This window comes from uncultured Martelella sp., assembly GCF_963677965.2.
In the GTDB taxonomy this organism is placed as follows: domain Bacteria; phylum Pseudomonadota; class Alphaproteobacteria; order Rhizobiales; family Rhizobiaceae; genus Martelella; species Martelella mangrovi.
On sequence record NZ_OY782683.2, the window covers coordinates 325,213 to 341,147 of the forward strand.

General features: G+C 62.4%; 12 protein-coding genes. 7 read left to right on the plus strand and 5 right to left on the minus strand.

The genetic code is table 11. The features are described from left to right. Window positions 1-28: 28 nt before the first annotated feature. The 4 genes from ACHZCU_RS22450 to ACHZCU_RS22465 form a co-directional block, all read right to left on the minus strand. Entirely contained in the window at window positions 29-1,822 is a 1,794-nt protein-coding gene (locus ACHZCU_RS22450) for a sigma 54-interacting transcriptional regulator (RefSeq protein ID WP_319520527.1), read from the minus strand. Window positions 1,823-2,294: 472 nt separating this feature from the next. Next, window positions 2,295-4,358 carry a phosphoenolpyruvate--protein phosphotransferase gene (gene ptsP, locus ACHZCU_RS22455; RefSeq protein ID WP_319520528.1) on the minus strand — a complete coding sequence of 688 codons (2,064 nt, stop codon included), beginning with the start codon at window positions 4,356-4,358 and terminating at the stop codon, window positions 2,295-2,297. Window positions 4,359-4,445: 87 nt separating this feature from the next. Next, on the minus strand, window positions 4,446-4,853 hold the full coding sequence (locus ACHZCU_RS22460; protein WP_319520529.1) for a PTS glucose/sucrose transporter subunit IIB: 408 nt from the start codon (window positions 4,851-4,853) through the stop codon (window positions 4,446-4,448). Between the two features lie 50 nt (window positions 4,854-4,903). Then, complete coding sequence (locus ACHZCU_RS22465) at window positions 4,904-5,893, minus strand: PRD domain-containing protein (RefSeq protein WP_319520530.1); 990 nt, start codon at window positions 5,891-5,893, stop codon at window positions 4,904-4,906. Window positions 5,894-6,595: 702 nt separating this feature from the next. Here ACHZCU_RS22465 and ACHZCU_RS22470 point away from each other — a divergent pair. The 7 genes from ACHZCU_RS22470 to ACHZCU_RS22500 all read left to right on the plus strand — a co-directional run bounded on the left by ACHZCU_RS22470 (window position 6,596) and on the right by ACHZCU_RS22500 (window position 15,107). Further along, window positions 6,596-8,545, plus strand: coding sequence for a beta-glucoside-specific PTS transporter subunit IIABC (locus ACHZCU_RS22470; protein WP_319520531.1), 1,950 nt, complete (start codon window positions 6,596-6,598; stop codon window positions 8,543-8,545). A gap of 12 nt (window positions 8,546-8,557) precedes the next feature. Next, window positions 8,558-9,973 (plus strand): glycoside hydrolase family 1 protein, encoded by a 1,416-nt coding sequence (locus ACHZCU_RS22475; protein ID WP_319520532.1) that lies wholly within the window; start codon window positions 8,558-8,560, stop codon window positions 9,971-9,973. 211 nt (window positions 9,974-10,184) lie between these two features. Further along, on the plus strand, window positions 10,185-11,225 hold the full coding sequence (locus tag ACHZCU_RS22480; RefSeq protein WP_319520533.1) for a Gfo/Idh/MocA family oxidoreductase: 1,041 nt from the start codon (window positions 10,185-10,187) through the stop codon (window positions 11,223-11,225). Next, window positions 11,222-12,220, plus strand: coding sequence for a Gfo/Idh/MocA family oxidoreductase (locus ACHZCU_RS22485; RefSeq protein ID WP_319520534.1), 999 nt, complete (start codon window positions 11,222-11,224; stop codon window positions 12,218-12,220). Before ACHZCU_RS22480 ends, ACHZCU_RS22485 begins: the two co-directional genes overlap by 4 nt. 1 nt (window position 12,221) lies before the next feature. Continuing rightward, window positions 12,222-13,235, plus strand: coding sequence for a Gfo/Idh/MocA family oxidoreductase (locus tag ACHZCU_RS22490; RefSeq protein WP_319520535.1), 1,014 nt, complete (start codon window positions 12,222-12,224; stop codon window positions 13,233-13,235). After that, window positions 13,232-14,044 (plus strand): HAD family hydrolase, encoded by an 813-nt coding sequence (locus tag ACHZCU_RS22495; protein WP_319520536.1) that lies wholly within the window; start codon window positions 13,232-13,234, stop codon window positions 14,042-14,044. Before ACHZCU_RS22490 ends, ACHZCU_RS22495 begins: the two co-directional genes overlap by 4 nt. A 37-nt stretch (window positions 14,045-14,081) precedes the next feature. Further along, the gene (locus tag ACHZCU_RS22500; RefSeq protein ID WP_319520537.1) at window positions 14,082-15,107 is read left to right on the plus strand and encodes a Gfo/Idh/MocA family oxidoreductase; all 1,026 of its coding nucleotides are present in this window, start codon (window positions 14,082-14,084) and stop codon (window positions 15,105-15,107) included. A gap of 28 nt (window positions 15,108-15,135) precedes the next feature. Here the strand turns inward: ACHZCU_RS22500 and ACHZCU_RS22505 are convergent, their stop codons facing one another. Continuing rightward, on the minus strand, window positions 15,136-15,879 hold the full coding sequence (locus tag ACHZCU_RS22505; RefSeq protein WP_319520538.1) for a GntR family transcriptional regulator: 744 nt from the start codon (window positions 15,877-15,879) through the stop codon (window positions 15,136-15,138). Between the last annotated feature and the right edge of the window lie 56 nt (window positions 15,880-15,935).

Consider the following 15,935-nt stretch of genomic DNA (forward strand, 5'->3'; position numbering starts at 1 on the left):
TCCGGACAGACAGGTTTCGGACGCCCGGTCAGGTCTTTCGCCGGGTCTCGATGCCGTAGCTGTCAAGCTTGAGGTAAAGCGTGGAGCGGGCAATGCCGAGACGTTTCGCCACCCGCGAAAGATTGCCGTCTTCGGCCTCGAGGGCGTCGAGAATGCCGGCCCGCTCGACATCGCGCAGGGTGTCGCTTCCGTTGCGCCGCGCCGGCTGCCGGAACTCGCGCGGCAATATGCGCTCGTCGATCAGCCCTGTGGGCGACAATGCATCAAGGGCGGCGACGAGATTGCGCATCTCAAGCAGGTTGCCCGGCCATGCATAATTTTTCAGAACACCCACCGCGCCCGGCGAAAACCGCAGTTCCCGCCGTCCGGTTTCGGCGGCGTGGCTCTGGACGAGCTGGCGCAGGAGCGGCGCGATTTCCCCGGCGCGCTCCCGCAGCGGCGTGATCTCAAGCCGCGCGCCCGCGATCCGGTAATAGAGATCGCCGCGGAAATTGTTCCCGCGCATCTCCTCATAGAGCGAGCGTGCCGAAAGCGCGATGATCCGGCCGCCCTGTTCCATGAACTGCTCGACCAGAGTGAGCAGCAGTTTCTGTATGGATGCCGGAACGGCGCCGGGACTGTTGAGACACAGCGTGCCTTTTCCGATGCATTGGTGATCCGAAGCGAAGCAATTGCGCAGGGTTTCCTCGGTCAATTGCGCGCAGTCGAGCATTTCGAACGGTTCGTCAGACTGTTTGCTGGCGTTGTGAATGGCTCTCGCCAGAAAGGACTTTCCGGTCCCGGTTTCGCCTTCGATCAGGATCGAAATTCCGGTTTCGGCAAGCCGCCGGGCTTGAGCGCAAAGCGCGGCCGAGGCTTCTCCCGCACTGGCGATCTGCTCCAGCTCCGTTGCAGTCGATCTGTTCGTCTGGGCGCGCAACCGCGACCGTTTGAGGGCGATCAGGATGCCGATCGGTTCATCCCGGTCGCTGATCACCTCGAAATCGGTGCTCTTCAGGCAATCGGCCAGAACCTCGCCGATCTGCTCGGCAGGCTGGTCGATCAGTGCCGGAAGCCGTTTTCGCAATTGCTCGAGATCGATGTCGTCATCGTAAAACCGGGCAAAATTCTCTGTCGAAAAAACATTGGCGCCGCTGCGATCCATGATCAGCATCGGCCCGCTGCCGCGGCGCAAACGCCGGATATGGGACTGTTCCAGAAGGATTTCCCGTTCATGGCCGAGCATATGAGTCAGCTCGGTTTCCATCTGCAGTGCCAGAGCGGAGGAAAGCGCGACGGCATTGGGCTGCTGAATGCCGCCGGGCCAGGAGATATCGACCACGCCGAGGATACGGCCGGTGCCCGGGTCGGTAATCGGCGTTGCGGCACAGTTCCAGCGCTGGATGGCCTCGCAGAAATGCTCCGCATCCTGAATGAGCGTGGGCGCTCCCAGATGCAGCGCCGTGCCGATGGCATTGGTGCCGATCGCTTCCTCGATCCAGTGGCCGCCGGTATGCAGATGATTTTCCTCGGCCTGAGACAGCGTATGAGGATCGCCGACGGTGTCGATCACCACGCCGGCATCGTCGCTGAGCAGCAGGATGTCGCGCGTTCCGATCAACAGGTTGCCGGCGCGGTTCAGTGCGCTGCGCGCGGCGCGGCCGAGCCGGCGCGCCTGAACCCGGCGGCCTTCCAGCTCATCATCGTTGACGACGGGCGCGCGCGTGCGTCCGGCAACTGAATGCTTGGCCGAACGTTGCCAGCTGGCCAGAATGTCATGGTTCAGGCCGGTGGGCACACGCCCCACGGCCATGAAGTCTTCCCATTCTTTTTTTCTTACCATGCGCTCCATCTTCTCCTCCCGAAAAGACAGGTCGCCAGAGATCTTCACCGGCGGGGTCGCGTGCTCCGATCTTGGCTCCTTCACAAGACAACGAGAACGGATTGCGCGAATGTATCAATTGACAGACTACTTTATTGTCCGATTTTCGGACAGCTTTTTGTCTTTTTTCAATTTTTGACCCGGCGCGGCCATCTAACCCCGACGTTTTAGATTATTGACAAACCTCACAAGTAATCACGGTTTTGCCTCCTTCTCCGCCGTCATTCCGGCCTTGAGCCGGAATCCAGTAAGCGCAAGTCCTTGCGCGCAAAGACTCTTTTTGAAAGTGCAGAGCAAGCGGCCCTGGATACCGGCTCAAGGCCGGGATGACGAAAAAACTTAGGAATAGCTTTGTCAGCAGCCAAAAACGGCGGGCTTCCCTGGAAACCCGCCGTTCAGATTGATCCGGATGCTGTTTGTCAGGCGATTGGCGTTACGCGGTGGCGGGGACCGCATCCAGCGTGCGGACCTGCGCGGCGCTGTCGGCTTTCAGGGCCTTTTCGGCCAGTGCCCGGCATTGTTCCAGCGTCAGCGTTTCCAGAAGTCCCTTGATTTCGGGGATCATGGCCGGGGCGACGGAGAGTTCGGTGACGCCGAGGCCAACCAGGATTGGGGCGGCGACCGGGTCGGAGGCCGCGCCGCCGCAGACGGCGACCGTGCGCCGATACGGGCCTGCGCCTTCCGCCGTCATGCGGATCAAGCCGAGAACGCCGGGATGCAGGGCGTCGACATCCTTGGCGACGGCTGGATTGCCGCGGTCCATGGCCAGCGTGTACTGGGTCAGGTCGTTGGTGCCGATCGAGAAGAAATCGCAGACCCGCGCCAGCTGCGCCGCGGTGACGGCGGCGGCCGGGGTTTCGATCATCGCACCGACCTCGATCGGGGCTTCGCGTCCGAGCTTGCGGCTTTCCTCTTCGACCAGTGCGCGCACTGCCTCGACTTCCGAAACCGAAGCGACCATCGGCACCATGATCCGGGCCACCCCATAGGGTTTCACGCGCAGGATCGCGCGGATCTGGGCATGCAGAAGCTCCGGTTTGGCAAGCCCCACGCGGATGCCGCGCAGGCCCAGAAACGGATTGTCCTCCGCAGGCAGCGGCAGATAGGACATCGGCTTGTCGCCGCCGGCATCGAACAGGCGGATGATCAGCGGCTTGCCACCGAGTTCATCGGCGATGGTCTGATATTCGGCAAGCTGTTCTTCTTCGCTGGGTGCGGTCGCGCGGTCGAGAAACAGGAATTCGGTGCGCAGAAGGCCGCAGCCTTCGGCCCCTTCCGAAACGGCCAGCGTGCCTTCGCCGGAATGGCCGAGATTGGCGAAAACCTCGATCCGGGCGCCATCGGCGAGATAGCAGTCGCGCTTTGCCGCCGCGCGCAGGGTTTCGCGTTTTTCGGCCTGTGCGGCAACCTTGTTCCGGGCTTCGGCAAAGGCCGCATCGTCGGGGTAAACCGTCAGACTTCCGGCCTTGGCGTCGATGATCACCGGCGCACCGTCGGGAATGCGGTCGGCATCGCTGCCGATTGCGACGATGGTGGGAATGCCGAGACCGGCGGCAAGGATTGCAGCATGGGAGGTCGGGCCGCCGTCGCGCATCAGGATGGCCGCGATATGTCCGGCGGAAAGGCCGAGCATTTCGGAGGGGAGGATTTCATCGGCAAGGACGATACTGCCGGCCGGCAGGGCCGCAAGTCCGGGTGCTGCACCCTTGCCCGACAGTTCGGCGATCACCTGTCCGGCGATATCGCGCATGTCGGCTGCCCGTTCGGCCATGCGCGCATCGGCCATGGTGGCGAGCGTTTCCGCCTGTTCCCTGCAGGCCTCGTTCCACGCCCATTCGGCGCTGCGTCCGGCGGCAATGCCGGCTTCCGCCGCCTCGATCAGCGCCGGGTCGTCAACGATATCGCGGTGCGCGGCTGCAACCGGGTTGAGGGGGGAGCCGTCGGCGGAATTGGTCAGGCGGGCGATTACGGCAGCGCGTGCGGATGCCAGCCGTGCGCGTTCGGTTTCTGCGCCGTCACCATCCTTCCGCAGGTCTGCGGTTGCGGAGACGCGGCGCGTCACAGGGCCGGCGGCAAAGCCGCCAACGGCGGAACGGCCGGTCACAACCGCATCGGCGCCGGGTGCAAAGGCAGGCAGGGCGTCGCCCGGCGGCTTGCTTTCAGCCGGCTTGTCTTCCTTCTTTTCCGGCAGTTCCGCTTCCGGCGCGGGGGCATCGGCAATCGGATCGCCAAGGCCGGAAAGCACCAGGTCCATCAGGGTGTCGCCGGTTGCCTCCGCGCCATCGCCTTCGATGTGGATCGCCAGATTGTCGCCGAAATGCGTTCCCAGCCCCATCAGCGCCACCACGCTCTTGGCGTTGACGGTCTTGCCGTTGCAGGAGATGGTGACCGCGCCCTTGTGGGCCTTGGCCGCGTTGGCCAGCATTGCGGCGGGGCGCGCGTGCAATCCGTGTGCGATCTTCAGGGGTACGAGAAGTTCCGTAGCATTGTTGTCCATCTTTATGTCGTCCATTGCTGCATTCAGGGGGCGATCTGCACAATCGCCAGTTCGAAATCACGCGGTTTCAGCCGCTGTCTTGCCGGCCTATTCACGATCCGCCTCAGCGCCCGGTTTCAGGAAACCGCGAATGAGGGCGAGCGTGCGTTTTTTGAAACCGGGCTGACCGATTGCGGCGGCGTCGCGCGCCGGCGGCGGGGTCTGTGGCGCGGGGGCTTCAGGCGCAGGGGCGGGCTCTTGCATGCCGGAGAGTGCGGCCAGCACCGCATCATGAACGTCCGGAACCTGCGGCCCGATCACCAGTTGAAACTGGCCGGCACTTTCGACGACCGACAGGACCAGATCGATATCCAGAAGGGCCGGACGGTCGGCCTTGCTGTCATCCTTCAGATTAAACCTGAGGCGCGTGGCGCAGTGCGTGACGGATTCGACATTGGCCGGACCGCCGATGAGGGCCACGATCTCCCGTGATGATTTGCCGATAGTATCGTTCATGGTTCCGTCCTTTTCCGCGCGCGCCTGTGGCTGGCTGGGCGTGGCTTTCCTTACTCTTTCGGAATGTCGGGATTGCTGAAGGCGCGCCGTGTCATGCGCTGGATATGCAGGGCGATGTAAACCGTCTCGTCTTCGCTGATGGTCCAGTCCATCTTTTCCGTGAGATAGTGTCCGATCCGCTCGGCGCATTCATAGACGCGCGGATCCTCTGCCTTGAATGTCTGGGCCAGCTGGGCAATCAGCGGCGTATAGGTTTCGCCGCTCAGATGGCTGAGAAACAGGTGGCGCAGATGGGTGGCAAAGCGCGCGCTGCCGAGTGAATCGTCGGCGCTGATCTTGATGCCGAATTCGTCCTCGATCATTGCGAGGATATCCCGGATCAGCCGCGCGGTGCGCACGGCGGAACTGAGCTGCCGCGCACCGACCTGCGCATTGACGAAATGCAGCGCCAGCGGCACCACTTCGATATCGGGCAGGCGGACGCCGGTCTGCCGTTCGATCTCGTCGAGCGCCATCATCCCCAGCCGGGCCTCGCGCACATAGAGAAGATGCACTTCCCATTCCAGCGGATTTTCGAACGACTGATGGGAAAGCTGGCGTTTGATCGCCATCGAGATGTGATCGGCCAGTGCGACGACGACATGCCGGTCGAGCTTCAGCCCGACCTTTTCGCCCATGCTCAGGATGGTCTCGGCAATGGCGATGTGGCCGGGCGGGATTTCAGCTATGAGCTGGGCGAAGTTTTCGGGCGTATAGGACGGCTCTGGCACGAAGCGGCGCTGGACGGCCGTCGGGTCGAGTTGATCGCCCGGCCGCACCTGAAATGCCAGGCCGCGTCCCTGCACGACGACCTCGCGACCGGTTTCGTCACGCACCAGCGCAACATTGTTGTTGAATATTTTCAGCACGAGCATCGGCGTCTCCCTCCCGCTCCCGCGCCGGTGTTCCACCACCAGCGCCTTGTTCGTCGGCCCGAAACGGGCATCGCGCTGCCATCTGCCGGTTGGCGCGGAGCGGAGCCTTTCAGGGCGATCTTGCATGTTCTCTCCCGGTTCAACACGCTCATCAGGGCAAAAAAAAACCTGAGACGGCCACAGTAAGCCGAACCCAGGTTTTGCCCGCCCGAAGCGGTTACAATCCATGACCTTCAAATAGGCTCTTATTTTTGTGTTTGCAAGACGTACCTCGCCGCGGAAGGTCGCAGGAAACCGTCGTCTGGTCACAGCCGCAGCACTGCCGGAGCCGATGCCCGGATCATTACCGAACGGTCTGGTGCCTGCCGTTTTTACGGGCCGTTAGCGGCGTTGCGGTGATCCCGCAACACGCCACCGTCCTGCAGCGGACCTTCGTCTGGATATGCGACAATCTGGCGCAGAACGCGCTGTTAGTATGCCTTTTCCGGCGTTGCCATTTCTTCGCCATATTCGGGGTTCTCCGCCCTGATTCAACGGGAGACTTGCCGTCTTTCGTCTCATATCGGCGTGTGCGCAAACGTGGCCTGCAACCGATAGCGCAAGCTGCACAGATCGCCGCTTTGCCCCGATTCACCGTCTTGACTTCCGTACCTCACGGCGCTTAGCGTAAGGGCCACGGTCACGGCGACCGCGATAAAACAGAATGTAATCCGTACGTTTTTACGTCGCGGAGCAGGATCTGAGATTTGACACTGAAACCGGAAGGTCAGGTGTCGCTCAGGTCCTTTTTTTTTGCCTTTTTGCGCCTCAATGGAGGAGGTTTACGCAATGACACAGAAATACGCGCCGCTGGCGCATGAGATTATCGAACTGGTCGGGGGGCCGCAGAACGTCCAGTCCGTCTACCATTGCCAGACGCGTTTGCGTTTTGCCCTGCGCGATGAAGCGGCTGTCAAAAACGCCGAGCTCAATGCGCTCGACGGTGTTGCCGCGACCGCGTCTTCGGGCGGCACATTCCAGGTCGTGATCGGCACCCATGTGAAGGACGTCTTCGAGGAAGTCGACCGGGAAATGAACGATGCGGGCGTCGAGGCGCAGGCCCCGGACATGACCGTGACGCCGAAGCACAGGAACTTTCTGAGCGTCGTGATCGACTTCGTTTCGGGCACGTTCCAGCCGATTATTCCGGCACTGTCCGGCGCCGGTATGATCATGGCCCTTCTGGCCGTGCTCGTCGTCTTCGATGTGATCACGACGGATTCGCAGACCTACCGGGTTCTGGCCTTCTTCTCCAACGCCGTTTTTTATTTCCTGCCGGTGTTCGTTGCGATTTCGGCTGCCGACAAGCTGAAGACCAGCCGCATCATGGCCGGTGTCGTTGCCGCGATGATGCTGCATCCGAACTGGAATGCGATGGTCGCCGCCGGCGAGCCAGTCAATCTCTTCGGCTTCATTCCGCTGACGCTGACGACCTATGGCTCGACGGTGATCCCGATCCTGCTGATTGTCTTCGTGCAGTCCTATGTCGAGCGCTGGCTCGACCGGATCACGCCGAATGCCGCCAAGCTGGTGGTCGTGCCGATGATGACCTTCCTGATCATGGGCACGCTGGCCATGGCGCTGCTGGGCCCGATCGGTTCTTTCCTCGGTGGCTATCTGGCGATCTTCTTCTCGTTCCTGACCGAAAACGCGCCCTGGGCACCGCCGGTCATCATCGGTTCGCTGCTGCCGATCATGGTCATGTTCGGCATTCACAACGCCATTGCCCCGCTGGGTTTCGCGCAGCTGGCAGCCTTCGGTCATGAAAGCATTTTCGGCCCCGGCGCGCTGTGCTCGAACATCGCCACCGGCGTTGCCATGCTCACCGTCATGCTGATCACCAAGGATGCCAAGACCCGCCAGCTGGCAACGGCAACCGGCTTCACCGCCCTGATGGGACCGACGGAACCGGCGCTTTACGGTGTGTCACTGCCCAAGCGCTATCCGCTGATCGCAACCCTTATCGGCGGTGGTGTCGGTGGTCTCTACGCCGGCCTGACGGCAACCCGTCGTTTCGCGGTCGGCTCCTCGGGGCTTCCGGCGGTTGTGCTCTACATCGGCGACAACACCACCCGCTATCTGGTCAACATCCTGATCGCGCTGGCGATTACTACGGTGGTCACGGCGGTCATGACCTATCTGCTGTCGTTCTACTTCGAAAAGCGCCAGACCCCGGCCGCAGCCGCAGCAGGCGCTGCTCCGGCCAGCCCCGCCGCCGCATCTGCGCCGGCCGCCAGCCTCGGCGCGGCTGCCACGCCTGCCGCTGCGACCGCAACACCGGCTGCCACCGCAGCCGTTGCCGCCCCCTGCAACGGCGCAGTCATCGCATTGAGCGATGTACCGGACGCGGCCTTCTCATCGGGCGCCATGGGGCCCGGTGTCGGCGTCGAGCCGGCTGACGGCACCATCGTTGCACCGGTTTCCGGCGTCGTGGAATCGGCGGTCGATACCGGGCACGCCTTCGGCATCGTCACCGAAGACGGAACCGAGGTGCTGGTCCATGTCGGCGTCGATACGGTGCAGATGAAGGGCGAAGGCTTTGCCGGCGCCGTTCCGCAAGGCACCCGCGTCGTCGCCGGTCAGACGCTGGTCACCGCCGACCTCGCCGCCATCAAGGCAGCAGGGCATCCGGCGACGGTCATCGTCGTGGTCACCAATGCCGATGCCGGCGCTGAGATTTCCGTTGCCGATGCCGGTCCCGTCTCGGCCGGCGCCGACATCATCACGATCAAGCATTGACGGGAGACACGCATGCAACACAGTAAAAAGACGCCGTTCCCTGACGATTTTCTCTGGGGCGCCTCGACCTCGGCCTACCAGACGGAAGGCGCGTGGAACGAGGACGGCAAGGGCCCCTCAATCATCGACACTTATATGCACCGGGCCGAAGGCGTCGCCGACTACAAGGTCGCCTCGGACCACTACCACCACTATGCGGAAGACGTGGCGCTGTTTGCCGAACTCGGCCTGAAGGCCTATCGCTTCTCCATCGCCTGGAGCCGGGTCATTCCGGACGGCGACGGGGCGGTGAACCCGGAAGGGGTGGCCTTCTACCACCGCCTGATCGATGCCCTGCATGAACGCGGCATCGAACCGGTCGTCACCATGTACCACTTCGATCTGCCCGCCGCCCTTGATGACAAGGGCGGCTGGTCGGACCGCAACACGGTTGAGGCCTTCGTCCGCTATGCCCGGGTTCTGTTCGATGAATTCGGCGACAAGGTCCGTTACTGGATCACCATCAACGAACAGAACATGATGATCCTGCACGGCAAGGCGATCGGCACCGCCGGTCGCAGCGGCGTGGCCTCCGAGGACGTCATCTACCAGCAGAATCACAACATGTTCGTGGCGCAGGCCAAGGTGATGACGCTGTGCCACGACATCCTGCCGGAAGCGAAGATCGGCCCCGCGCCGAACATCGTTTCGGTCTATCCGGCAAGCTGCGCGCCGGAAGACGTGATCGCGGCGGATGACTGGGATGCGGTGCGCAATCTGATGTATCTGGATATCGCGGTCAAAGGCATCTACCACCCGCTGGCCTGGACCTACCTGAAGGAAAAGGGCTGGGCCCCGACCTTCGAGGATGGCGATGCGGAAGCCCTTGCCGCCGCCCATCCGGATTTCATCGCCTTCAACTATTATTCGACCCAGACCGTCGGGGCCTCACGCGGCGATGCCAGCGACCTGCAGCATCGCGGCGCGGACCAGCAGATCGTGCGCGGCGAGGTCGGGCTTTACCGCGCGGTGAAAAACGAGCACCTGCCGACCAACGCCTTCGGTTGGGAGATCGACCCCATCGGCATGCGCACCACCATGCGCCGGCTGTGGGACCGGTATCACCTGCCGCTGATCATCACCGAAAACGGCCTTGGCGCGTTCGACGAGGTGGTCGACGGCAAGATCCATGACGATTATCGCATCGACTATCTGCGTCGGCATATCGAGCAGATCCAGATGGCGCTCGGCGATGGCGTGGACATTTTCGGCTATTGCCCGTGGTCGGCCATCGACCTGATCTCGACCCATCAGGGCGCGGCGAAGCGTTATGGCTTCATCTATATCAACCGCGACGAACAGGACCTGCGCGACCTTGCGCGGATCAAAAAGGACAGTTTCCACTGGTATCACGATGTGATCGGCTCCAATGGCACCGATCTCGGCTAAGGCCGCCGCACGGAAACGAAACTGACTGAAGCCTGCGAATGCGCGACCGGCCCGACCGCCGCGCATTCGTGCATCCCGCCGGGGATGCAAACCGCATGACCAAAACTGCAATATCCGGCATCGCGCGCCGAAAATTGTCCGAACCCTCGAAGACGGGGACGACCGGCGAAATCCAGTGCTGCGCATGTCCGGCCCGAAGGAGAAGCAAACCATGCTGACGATCGCCTATATCGGAAACGGCAAGAGCGCCAACCGCTACCATCTGCCGTTCGTGAAAACCCGCGACAATCTGCGGGTGAAAACGATCTATTCGCCTTCAGGGTCGGATACGCCATGGGCGCCCATCGACGGCGTCAATTATGTCGATAATCTCGATGCCATCTGGAACGATCCGGAAATCCAGCTCGTCGTTGTCTGCACGCCATCGGCAACCCATGTCGAGATCGCCCGCCAGATCCTTGAGCATGGCAAGAATGCGCTGGTCGAAAAGCCCTTCGCACCGAGTGCGGCGGAAGCGCGCGAACTGTTCGCGCTGGCGAAGAAAAAGGGGCTGTTCCTGCAAAGCTACCAGAACCGGCGTTATGATTCCGACTTCCTCACCGTGCAGAAGGTGATCGAAAGCGGCCGCCTCGGCGATCTCCTGGAAGTCGAGATGCATTATGACTATTACCGCCCCGAAGTGCCGACGAAACAGGTGCCGGTCTTCACCCCCAAGCGCACCTATCTGTTCGCCCACGGCGTCCACACCATCGACCAGGTGCTGAGCTATTTCGGCAGCCCGAAGGAAGTCCGCAGCGATGTGCGGCAGCTGCTCGGCCCCGGCCGGATGAACGACTATTTCGACATTGACCTGTTCTATGACGGCCCGCTCAAGGTATCGGTGAAATCGAGCTATTTCCGGGTCAAGGACCGCCCGAGCTTCGTCGTCTACGGCACGAAGGGCATGTTCGTGAAGGCAACCAAGGACCGTCAGGAAGACCATCTGAAGATGTTCTACATGCCCGGTGAGCCGGGTTTCGGGGTCGACCAGCCGGAGCATTACGGCACGCTGACCTATTACGACGATGACGGTCTCTATCACGAGGAAAAGGTGATTTCCGAGGTCGGCGATTATGGCCGCATGTATGACGGCATTTACGATGCAATCATCAACGGCGCACCGCAGGTGGTGACGCCGGAACAGACCATCGAGCTGATTTCCATCCTCGAAGAGGGCCTGCGCCCGATGCTCGAACGGGAGGGGCAGGCATGAAACTCGCCATCCTCGGATCGGGTATGATCGTCAGGGATTTCCTTTCGATCGCCGACGAAATCCCGGGCCTCGTCCTTGCCGCGATTTTCGGGCAGGAGAGCACTCGCCCCGAGCTGGAACGGCTTCAGGCGGAACACGGGATCGGCAAGGTCTATGTCGATTATGACGCATGTCTGGCCGACCCGGAGATCGATACGGTCTATGTCGGCCTGCCCAACGGTCTGCATTTCGAGTTCGCCCGGCGCGCCCTTGAGGCCGGCAAGCATGTGATCTGCGAAAAGCCGTTCACGCTGAACCTCGATGAGCTCCGGCAACTGCGCGCCATTGCGGAAAAAAACAGCCTCATTCTGGTCGAAGCGATCACCACGCTTTACCTCGCCAATTACGCGGCGATCAGGGAGCGTGTTGCGGCCCTCGGCAGGATCAGGCTGATCCAGTGCGAATATTCCCAGTTTTCCTCGCGCTATCCCGCGTTTCAGGCGGGCGAGGTGCTGCCCGCCTTCGACCCGGCCAGGGGCGGGGGCGCGCTGATGGATATCGGCATCTATACGCTGCATTTCGTCGCCGGCCTGTTTGGTCGTCCGAAATCGATCACCTATACCGCCAATGTCGAACGCGGTGTGGATACGTCCGGCATCGCCGTGCTTGCCTATGACGATTTCAGCGCCGTATGCATCTGCGCCAAGGATTCCGGCGGCCCGATCCGCACCAAGATCCAGGGCGAGGACGGCGCCATCGTGATGACGGGCACGCCGAATTCCGCCCGTGGCGGCTTTACCCTGGCGCTGCGCGGCGAAGATCCTGAGACGATTGATGCGCAGGCGCATCCGCATCGCATGATCGGCGAATTCCGGGCTTTCGCGGCGATGATCCGCGACCGCGACCTTGCCGCCCGCGACCGCTCACTCGATCACTCCGAACTGGTACTCGAACTTGCGGGCACGGCGCTGGAAAGTGCCGGCATCCGGCTTGGCCCGGCTCCGGCGGGAGCGTGACATGGAAACGATCGGAATAGGCCTCATCGGTGCTGGAACCATGGCGGATTTTTTCGCCCGAACCATCGGCGAAATCGACGGTGTGTCGATACGCGCCGTCTGCCCGGCAGGTGACGAGGATGCGGCCGCTTTTGCAGCCCGCTTCGACGTGCCTGCCGTTTACGATGACTATGAAGCATTGGGCGCCGATGACAATATCGATGCCGTCTATGTTGTCAGCCTCAATACGCAGCACGCCGAACACGCAATCGCGATGTTGCGGGCGGGCAAGCATGTGCTCGTCGAAAAGCCGTTGGCCGCCAATGCCCGTCAGGCATCGGCCATGGCAGAAGCGGCGCGTGCGGCGGACCGGCTTTTGCTGGAGCTTTATCCAGCCCCGTTCGAGCCCAATATCGCCGCCTTGCGCGAGGCTCTGCCGCGCATCGGCCAGATGCGCCGCGCTGTGCTGGTGAAAAACCAGTATTCCTCGGCCTATGATGCCTTCAAGGCCGGTAATTTGCCGGCGGCATTCGATCCGGCATTCGGCGGCGGCTCGATTCTCGACCTCGGCTTTTATCCGGTGTCGCTGGCGGTTCATCTGTTCGGCGCACCGCAAAGCGTCACCGCGCGCGGGCTGATGCTGTCGTCCGGCGTTGATGGTCAGGGTTCGATCATCCTCGGCTATGACGGTTTCGAGGTCGATTGCCTGCATTCGAAGATCGCGGGCACGGCGCTTGTCTCGGAACTGGCAAGCGAGAGCGAGGCGCTCACACTCGACGATATCGCCACCCCGCGCCGTCTCGAGTTTCTGAAACGCGGCGTATCCCGGCGGATGGAGCCGGTCGAGGATCTGACGCGCGAACGCGCGGGGAACCATTTGGCTTACGGGATCGATGCGTTTATCACACTTCTGCGCGCTGGCGCGCATGAGTCGGAGGTGCATCCCTTGGAAAATACCGTCATCACCCATAAAATTCTGGATGAAGCCCGCCGTCAGGTCGGCGTCCGTTTCCCGTCCGACGAGGTTGCGGGATGATCATCTTTCTCGATGTTGACGGAACCTATGCCGATCATGGTGTTGTGCCCGAAGCCAATGCGGCGGCGGTGCGCGCGGCGCGCAGCCGCGGCCACCGCGTGCTTTTGTGCACGGGTCGTCCCGCCTGCATGCTGCCGCCGTCGATTTCCGGCGCCGGCTTCGATGGCGTTGTTGCCAGCGCCGGCGCCTATGTGGAAGTCGGCGGAAAGGTTCTGCGCGACCGGCGTTTCCCGCAGGATCTGGCGGAAAAGGCCGTTTCCGTGCTCGATGCGTACAGGGTCGCCTACCTTCTCGAAGCGCCGGAAAATCTCAGCGGGCCTGCGGATATCGCCGAACGGCTGGCGACCGTCTTCGGCCGGCTGAAGGACCGTTCCGGCGCACCGCGCTCCACGCCGGCCGTGCTGGGAGAGGTGCTGAGCGAACCGCACGCCCTGACAACGCCGTTCAGCAAGATCACGGTTTTCGAATCCTCCGTTCCCGTTCCGCGGCTTGGCGAAATGATTGGAGCGGAAGTTGCCACATTGCCGAGTTCCATGCCGGATATGGGGTCGTCGGCCGGCGAAATTTTTCTCGCTGACGAGCACAAGGAACGGGGCGCGCGTCTCGCCGCCGACGCATTCGGCGCCGAAGTGCAGGATATCGTGGCCGTCGGAGACGGTTACAACGACCTTGAAATGCTGTCATGGGCCGGAACCGGCGTCGCAATCGAAGGCGCGCCGCCTGCCGTCCTGGCCGTTGCCGACATGACCACGCCGGGCCCCCAACATGGCGGTCTGGCAACGCTTTTTGCCCGGCTTGGCCTGACGTAAACGGTTTCGGGAAACGCGTATTCGGGAGACGGCGGACATGACGGTAAAAACACGATGGGCCATTCTCGGCACGGGTGCAATCTGCCGCGATTTCACTGCGGCTCTGGCCGTTTCCGAATTCGGCGTGCTGCATGCCATCGGCAGTTCCAACCCGTCGCGGGCCGCCCGGTTTGCGGAGACACACGGCGCAGCGCATAGCGGCACTTACGCCGATATTCTCGCCCGCGATGATGTTGACGCCGTTTACGTCGGCACGGTTCACACGACCCATGTCGAACTGACGCTGGCGGCCCTTCGGGCGGGCAAGGCCGTGCTCTGCGAAAAGCCGATGGCGCTTTCGGCTGCCGAAACGCAAACGGTCATTGATGCTGCCCGCAAAGCCGGGCTGCCCTTCGTCGAAGCCTATAAATTCCGTTTCGGCCCATTTTTCAAAACATTGACCGCGCTGCTTGCCGAAGGCGAAATCGGCGACGTTCGCGCGCTCGATGCGTCTTTCGGTTTCAGGGCGGGCAGCCGGACGGGCCGGCTTTTCGACCCGGCGCTTGCCGGAGGGGCATTATACGATGTCGGTGGCTATCCGCTGGCCTTTGCGACCGGCATTGCATCGGCCGTGGGTATTGCGCTTGATGCCGCGAGGGTGGACAGCGCCGGCGCCCGCATGACCCACGGCGTCGACGGCACCATTCATGCCCGGCTGCGCACCGGGGATTTCACCGCCACGGTGCATGCATCAATCATCGCGCCGCGCACCCGCACCGTCCGCATTCGCGGCTCGAAAGGCACAATCGTTCTGCCGAACGGTTGGGGCAGCAGAGCGGCAAGCGCTTCTGTCATTGAGCTTCGTCGTTATGGCCGCCTGCAACACACCATCGAAACCCCGACCGTCAACCCGATGGCCGCCGAGGCCGACAGCCTTTCCCGCGCACTGGCCGAAGGACGGTGCGAGGCTGCGGAAATGCCCTGGGCGGATTCGCTCGTGACCAACACGCTTCTGGAACGCTGGGGCAATCATGCGCTCGGCCGGCGCGAGGGCCGGTGGACTCAGCAGCAATCGCCTGCCTGATCTGCAAGGTCAGGGGAAACCGGGAAGATTACAGTTCCACCCGAAACCTGTAGCGGTCTGCCCGGTAGGTGATCACTGCGAATTCGATCGGGAGCCCGTTTTCCGAACGGGCGATACGGCGTGCGATCAGGACCGGATCACCGCCGGAAAGCCCCAGCGTGCCGGCCAGTTCGCCACCGGCAAGGCTCGCCTCGATGAACTCGACGCCGCCGGCGATCTCGATCCCGCATTCCTGTGCAATCCAGTCATAGAGCGAGCCTTGCGCGAGGAAGGCCGCGTCCGGCGGTTCAATGTCCGAAAAGATGTCGGGACGGATAAAGGAAAGCGAGTGGCCGATCAGCCGGCCATTGCCTTTCAGAAGGCGTTCGACGTGATAGGGCCGGTCGCTTGTCGCCAGCTCCAGCCCGTGCGCGGCTTCCGGCGTGGCGGTGGTCATGCCGCAGCGGAGAACCTCGTAAGACGGCGTCATCCCGCGGCTGCGCATATCCTCGGCAAAACTGCGGATCTGATGAAGCGGCTGGTCGAGCCGCCGGTCGGAAACGATGGTGCCGAGACCGGGGTGACGCGAGACAAGCCCGTCCTGAACGAGCTTCTGCATGGCCGCGCGGGTGGTTGTCCGGCTGACGCCGAAGGCCTTGTTGATCTCCGCCTCTGTCGGGATGCTCTGACCGGCCTTGAATTCACCGCCTTCAATGGCGTCGCGCAATATCTCCGCAATCTGCTGCCATCGTGATGCACCATTGGCCGTGATTTCGCGCTCAGTCCATTTCATAGGGCACCATTTGTATCATTTCCTCATTACATTCGCAGTTTTTGCACGGCATCGCA

Bases quoted from the DNA above. Each gene is read 5' to 3' on its own strand.
- ACHZCU_RS22505 (WP_319520538.1), bottom strand. From the start codon at position 15,879: ATGAAATGGACTGAGCGCGAAATCACGGCCAATGGTGCATCACGATGG.
- ACHZCU_RS22460 (WP_319520529.1), bottom strand. From the start codon at position 4,853: ATGAACGATACTATCGGCAAATCATCACGGGAGATCGTGGCCCTCATC.
- ACHZCU_RS22480 (WP_319520533.1), top strand. From the start codon at position 10,185: ATGCTGACGATCGCCTATATCGGAAACGGCAAGAGCGCCAACCGCTAC.
- ACHZCU_RS22475 (WP_319520532.1), top strand. From the start codon at position 8,558: ATGCAACACAGTAAAAAGACGCCGTTCCCTGACGATTTTCTCTGGGGC.
- ACHZCU_RS22450 (WP_319520527.1), bottom strand. From the start codon at position 1,822: ATGGTAAGAAAAAAAGAATGGGAAGACTTCATGGCCGTGGGGCGTGTG.
- ACHZCU_RS22485 (WP_319520534.1), top strand. From the start codon at position 11,222: ATGAAACTCGCCATCCTCGGATCGGGTATGATCGTCAGGGATTTCCTT.
- ACHZCU_RS22495 (WP_319520536.1), top strand. From the start codon at position 13,232: ATGATCATCTTTCTCGATGTTGACGGAACCTATGCCGATCATGGTGTT.
- ACHZCU_RS22490 (WP_319520535.1), top strand. From the start codon at position 12,222: ATGGAAACGATCGGAATAGGCCTCATCGGTGCTGGAACCATGGCGGAT.
- ACHZCU_RS22500 (WP_319520537.1), top strand. From the start codon at position 14,082: ATGACGGTAAAAACACGATGGGCCATTCTCGGCACGGGTGCAATCTGC.
- ptsP (WP_319520528.1), bottom strand. From the start codon at position 4,358: ATGGACAACAATGCTACGGAACTTCTCGTACCCCTGAAGATCGCACAC.
- ACHZCU_RS22470 (WP_319520531.1), top strand. From the start codon at position 6,596: ATGACACAGAAATACGCGCCGCTGGCGCATGAGATTATCGAACTGGTC.
- ACHZCU_RS22465 (WP_319520530.1), bottom strand. From the start codon at position 5,893: ATGCAAGATCGCCCTGAAAGGCTCCGCTCCGCGCCAACCGGCAGATGG.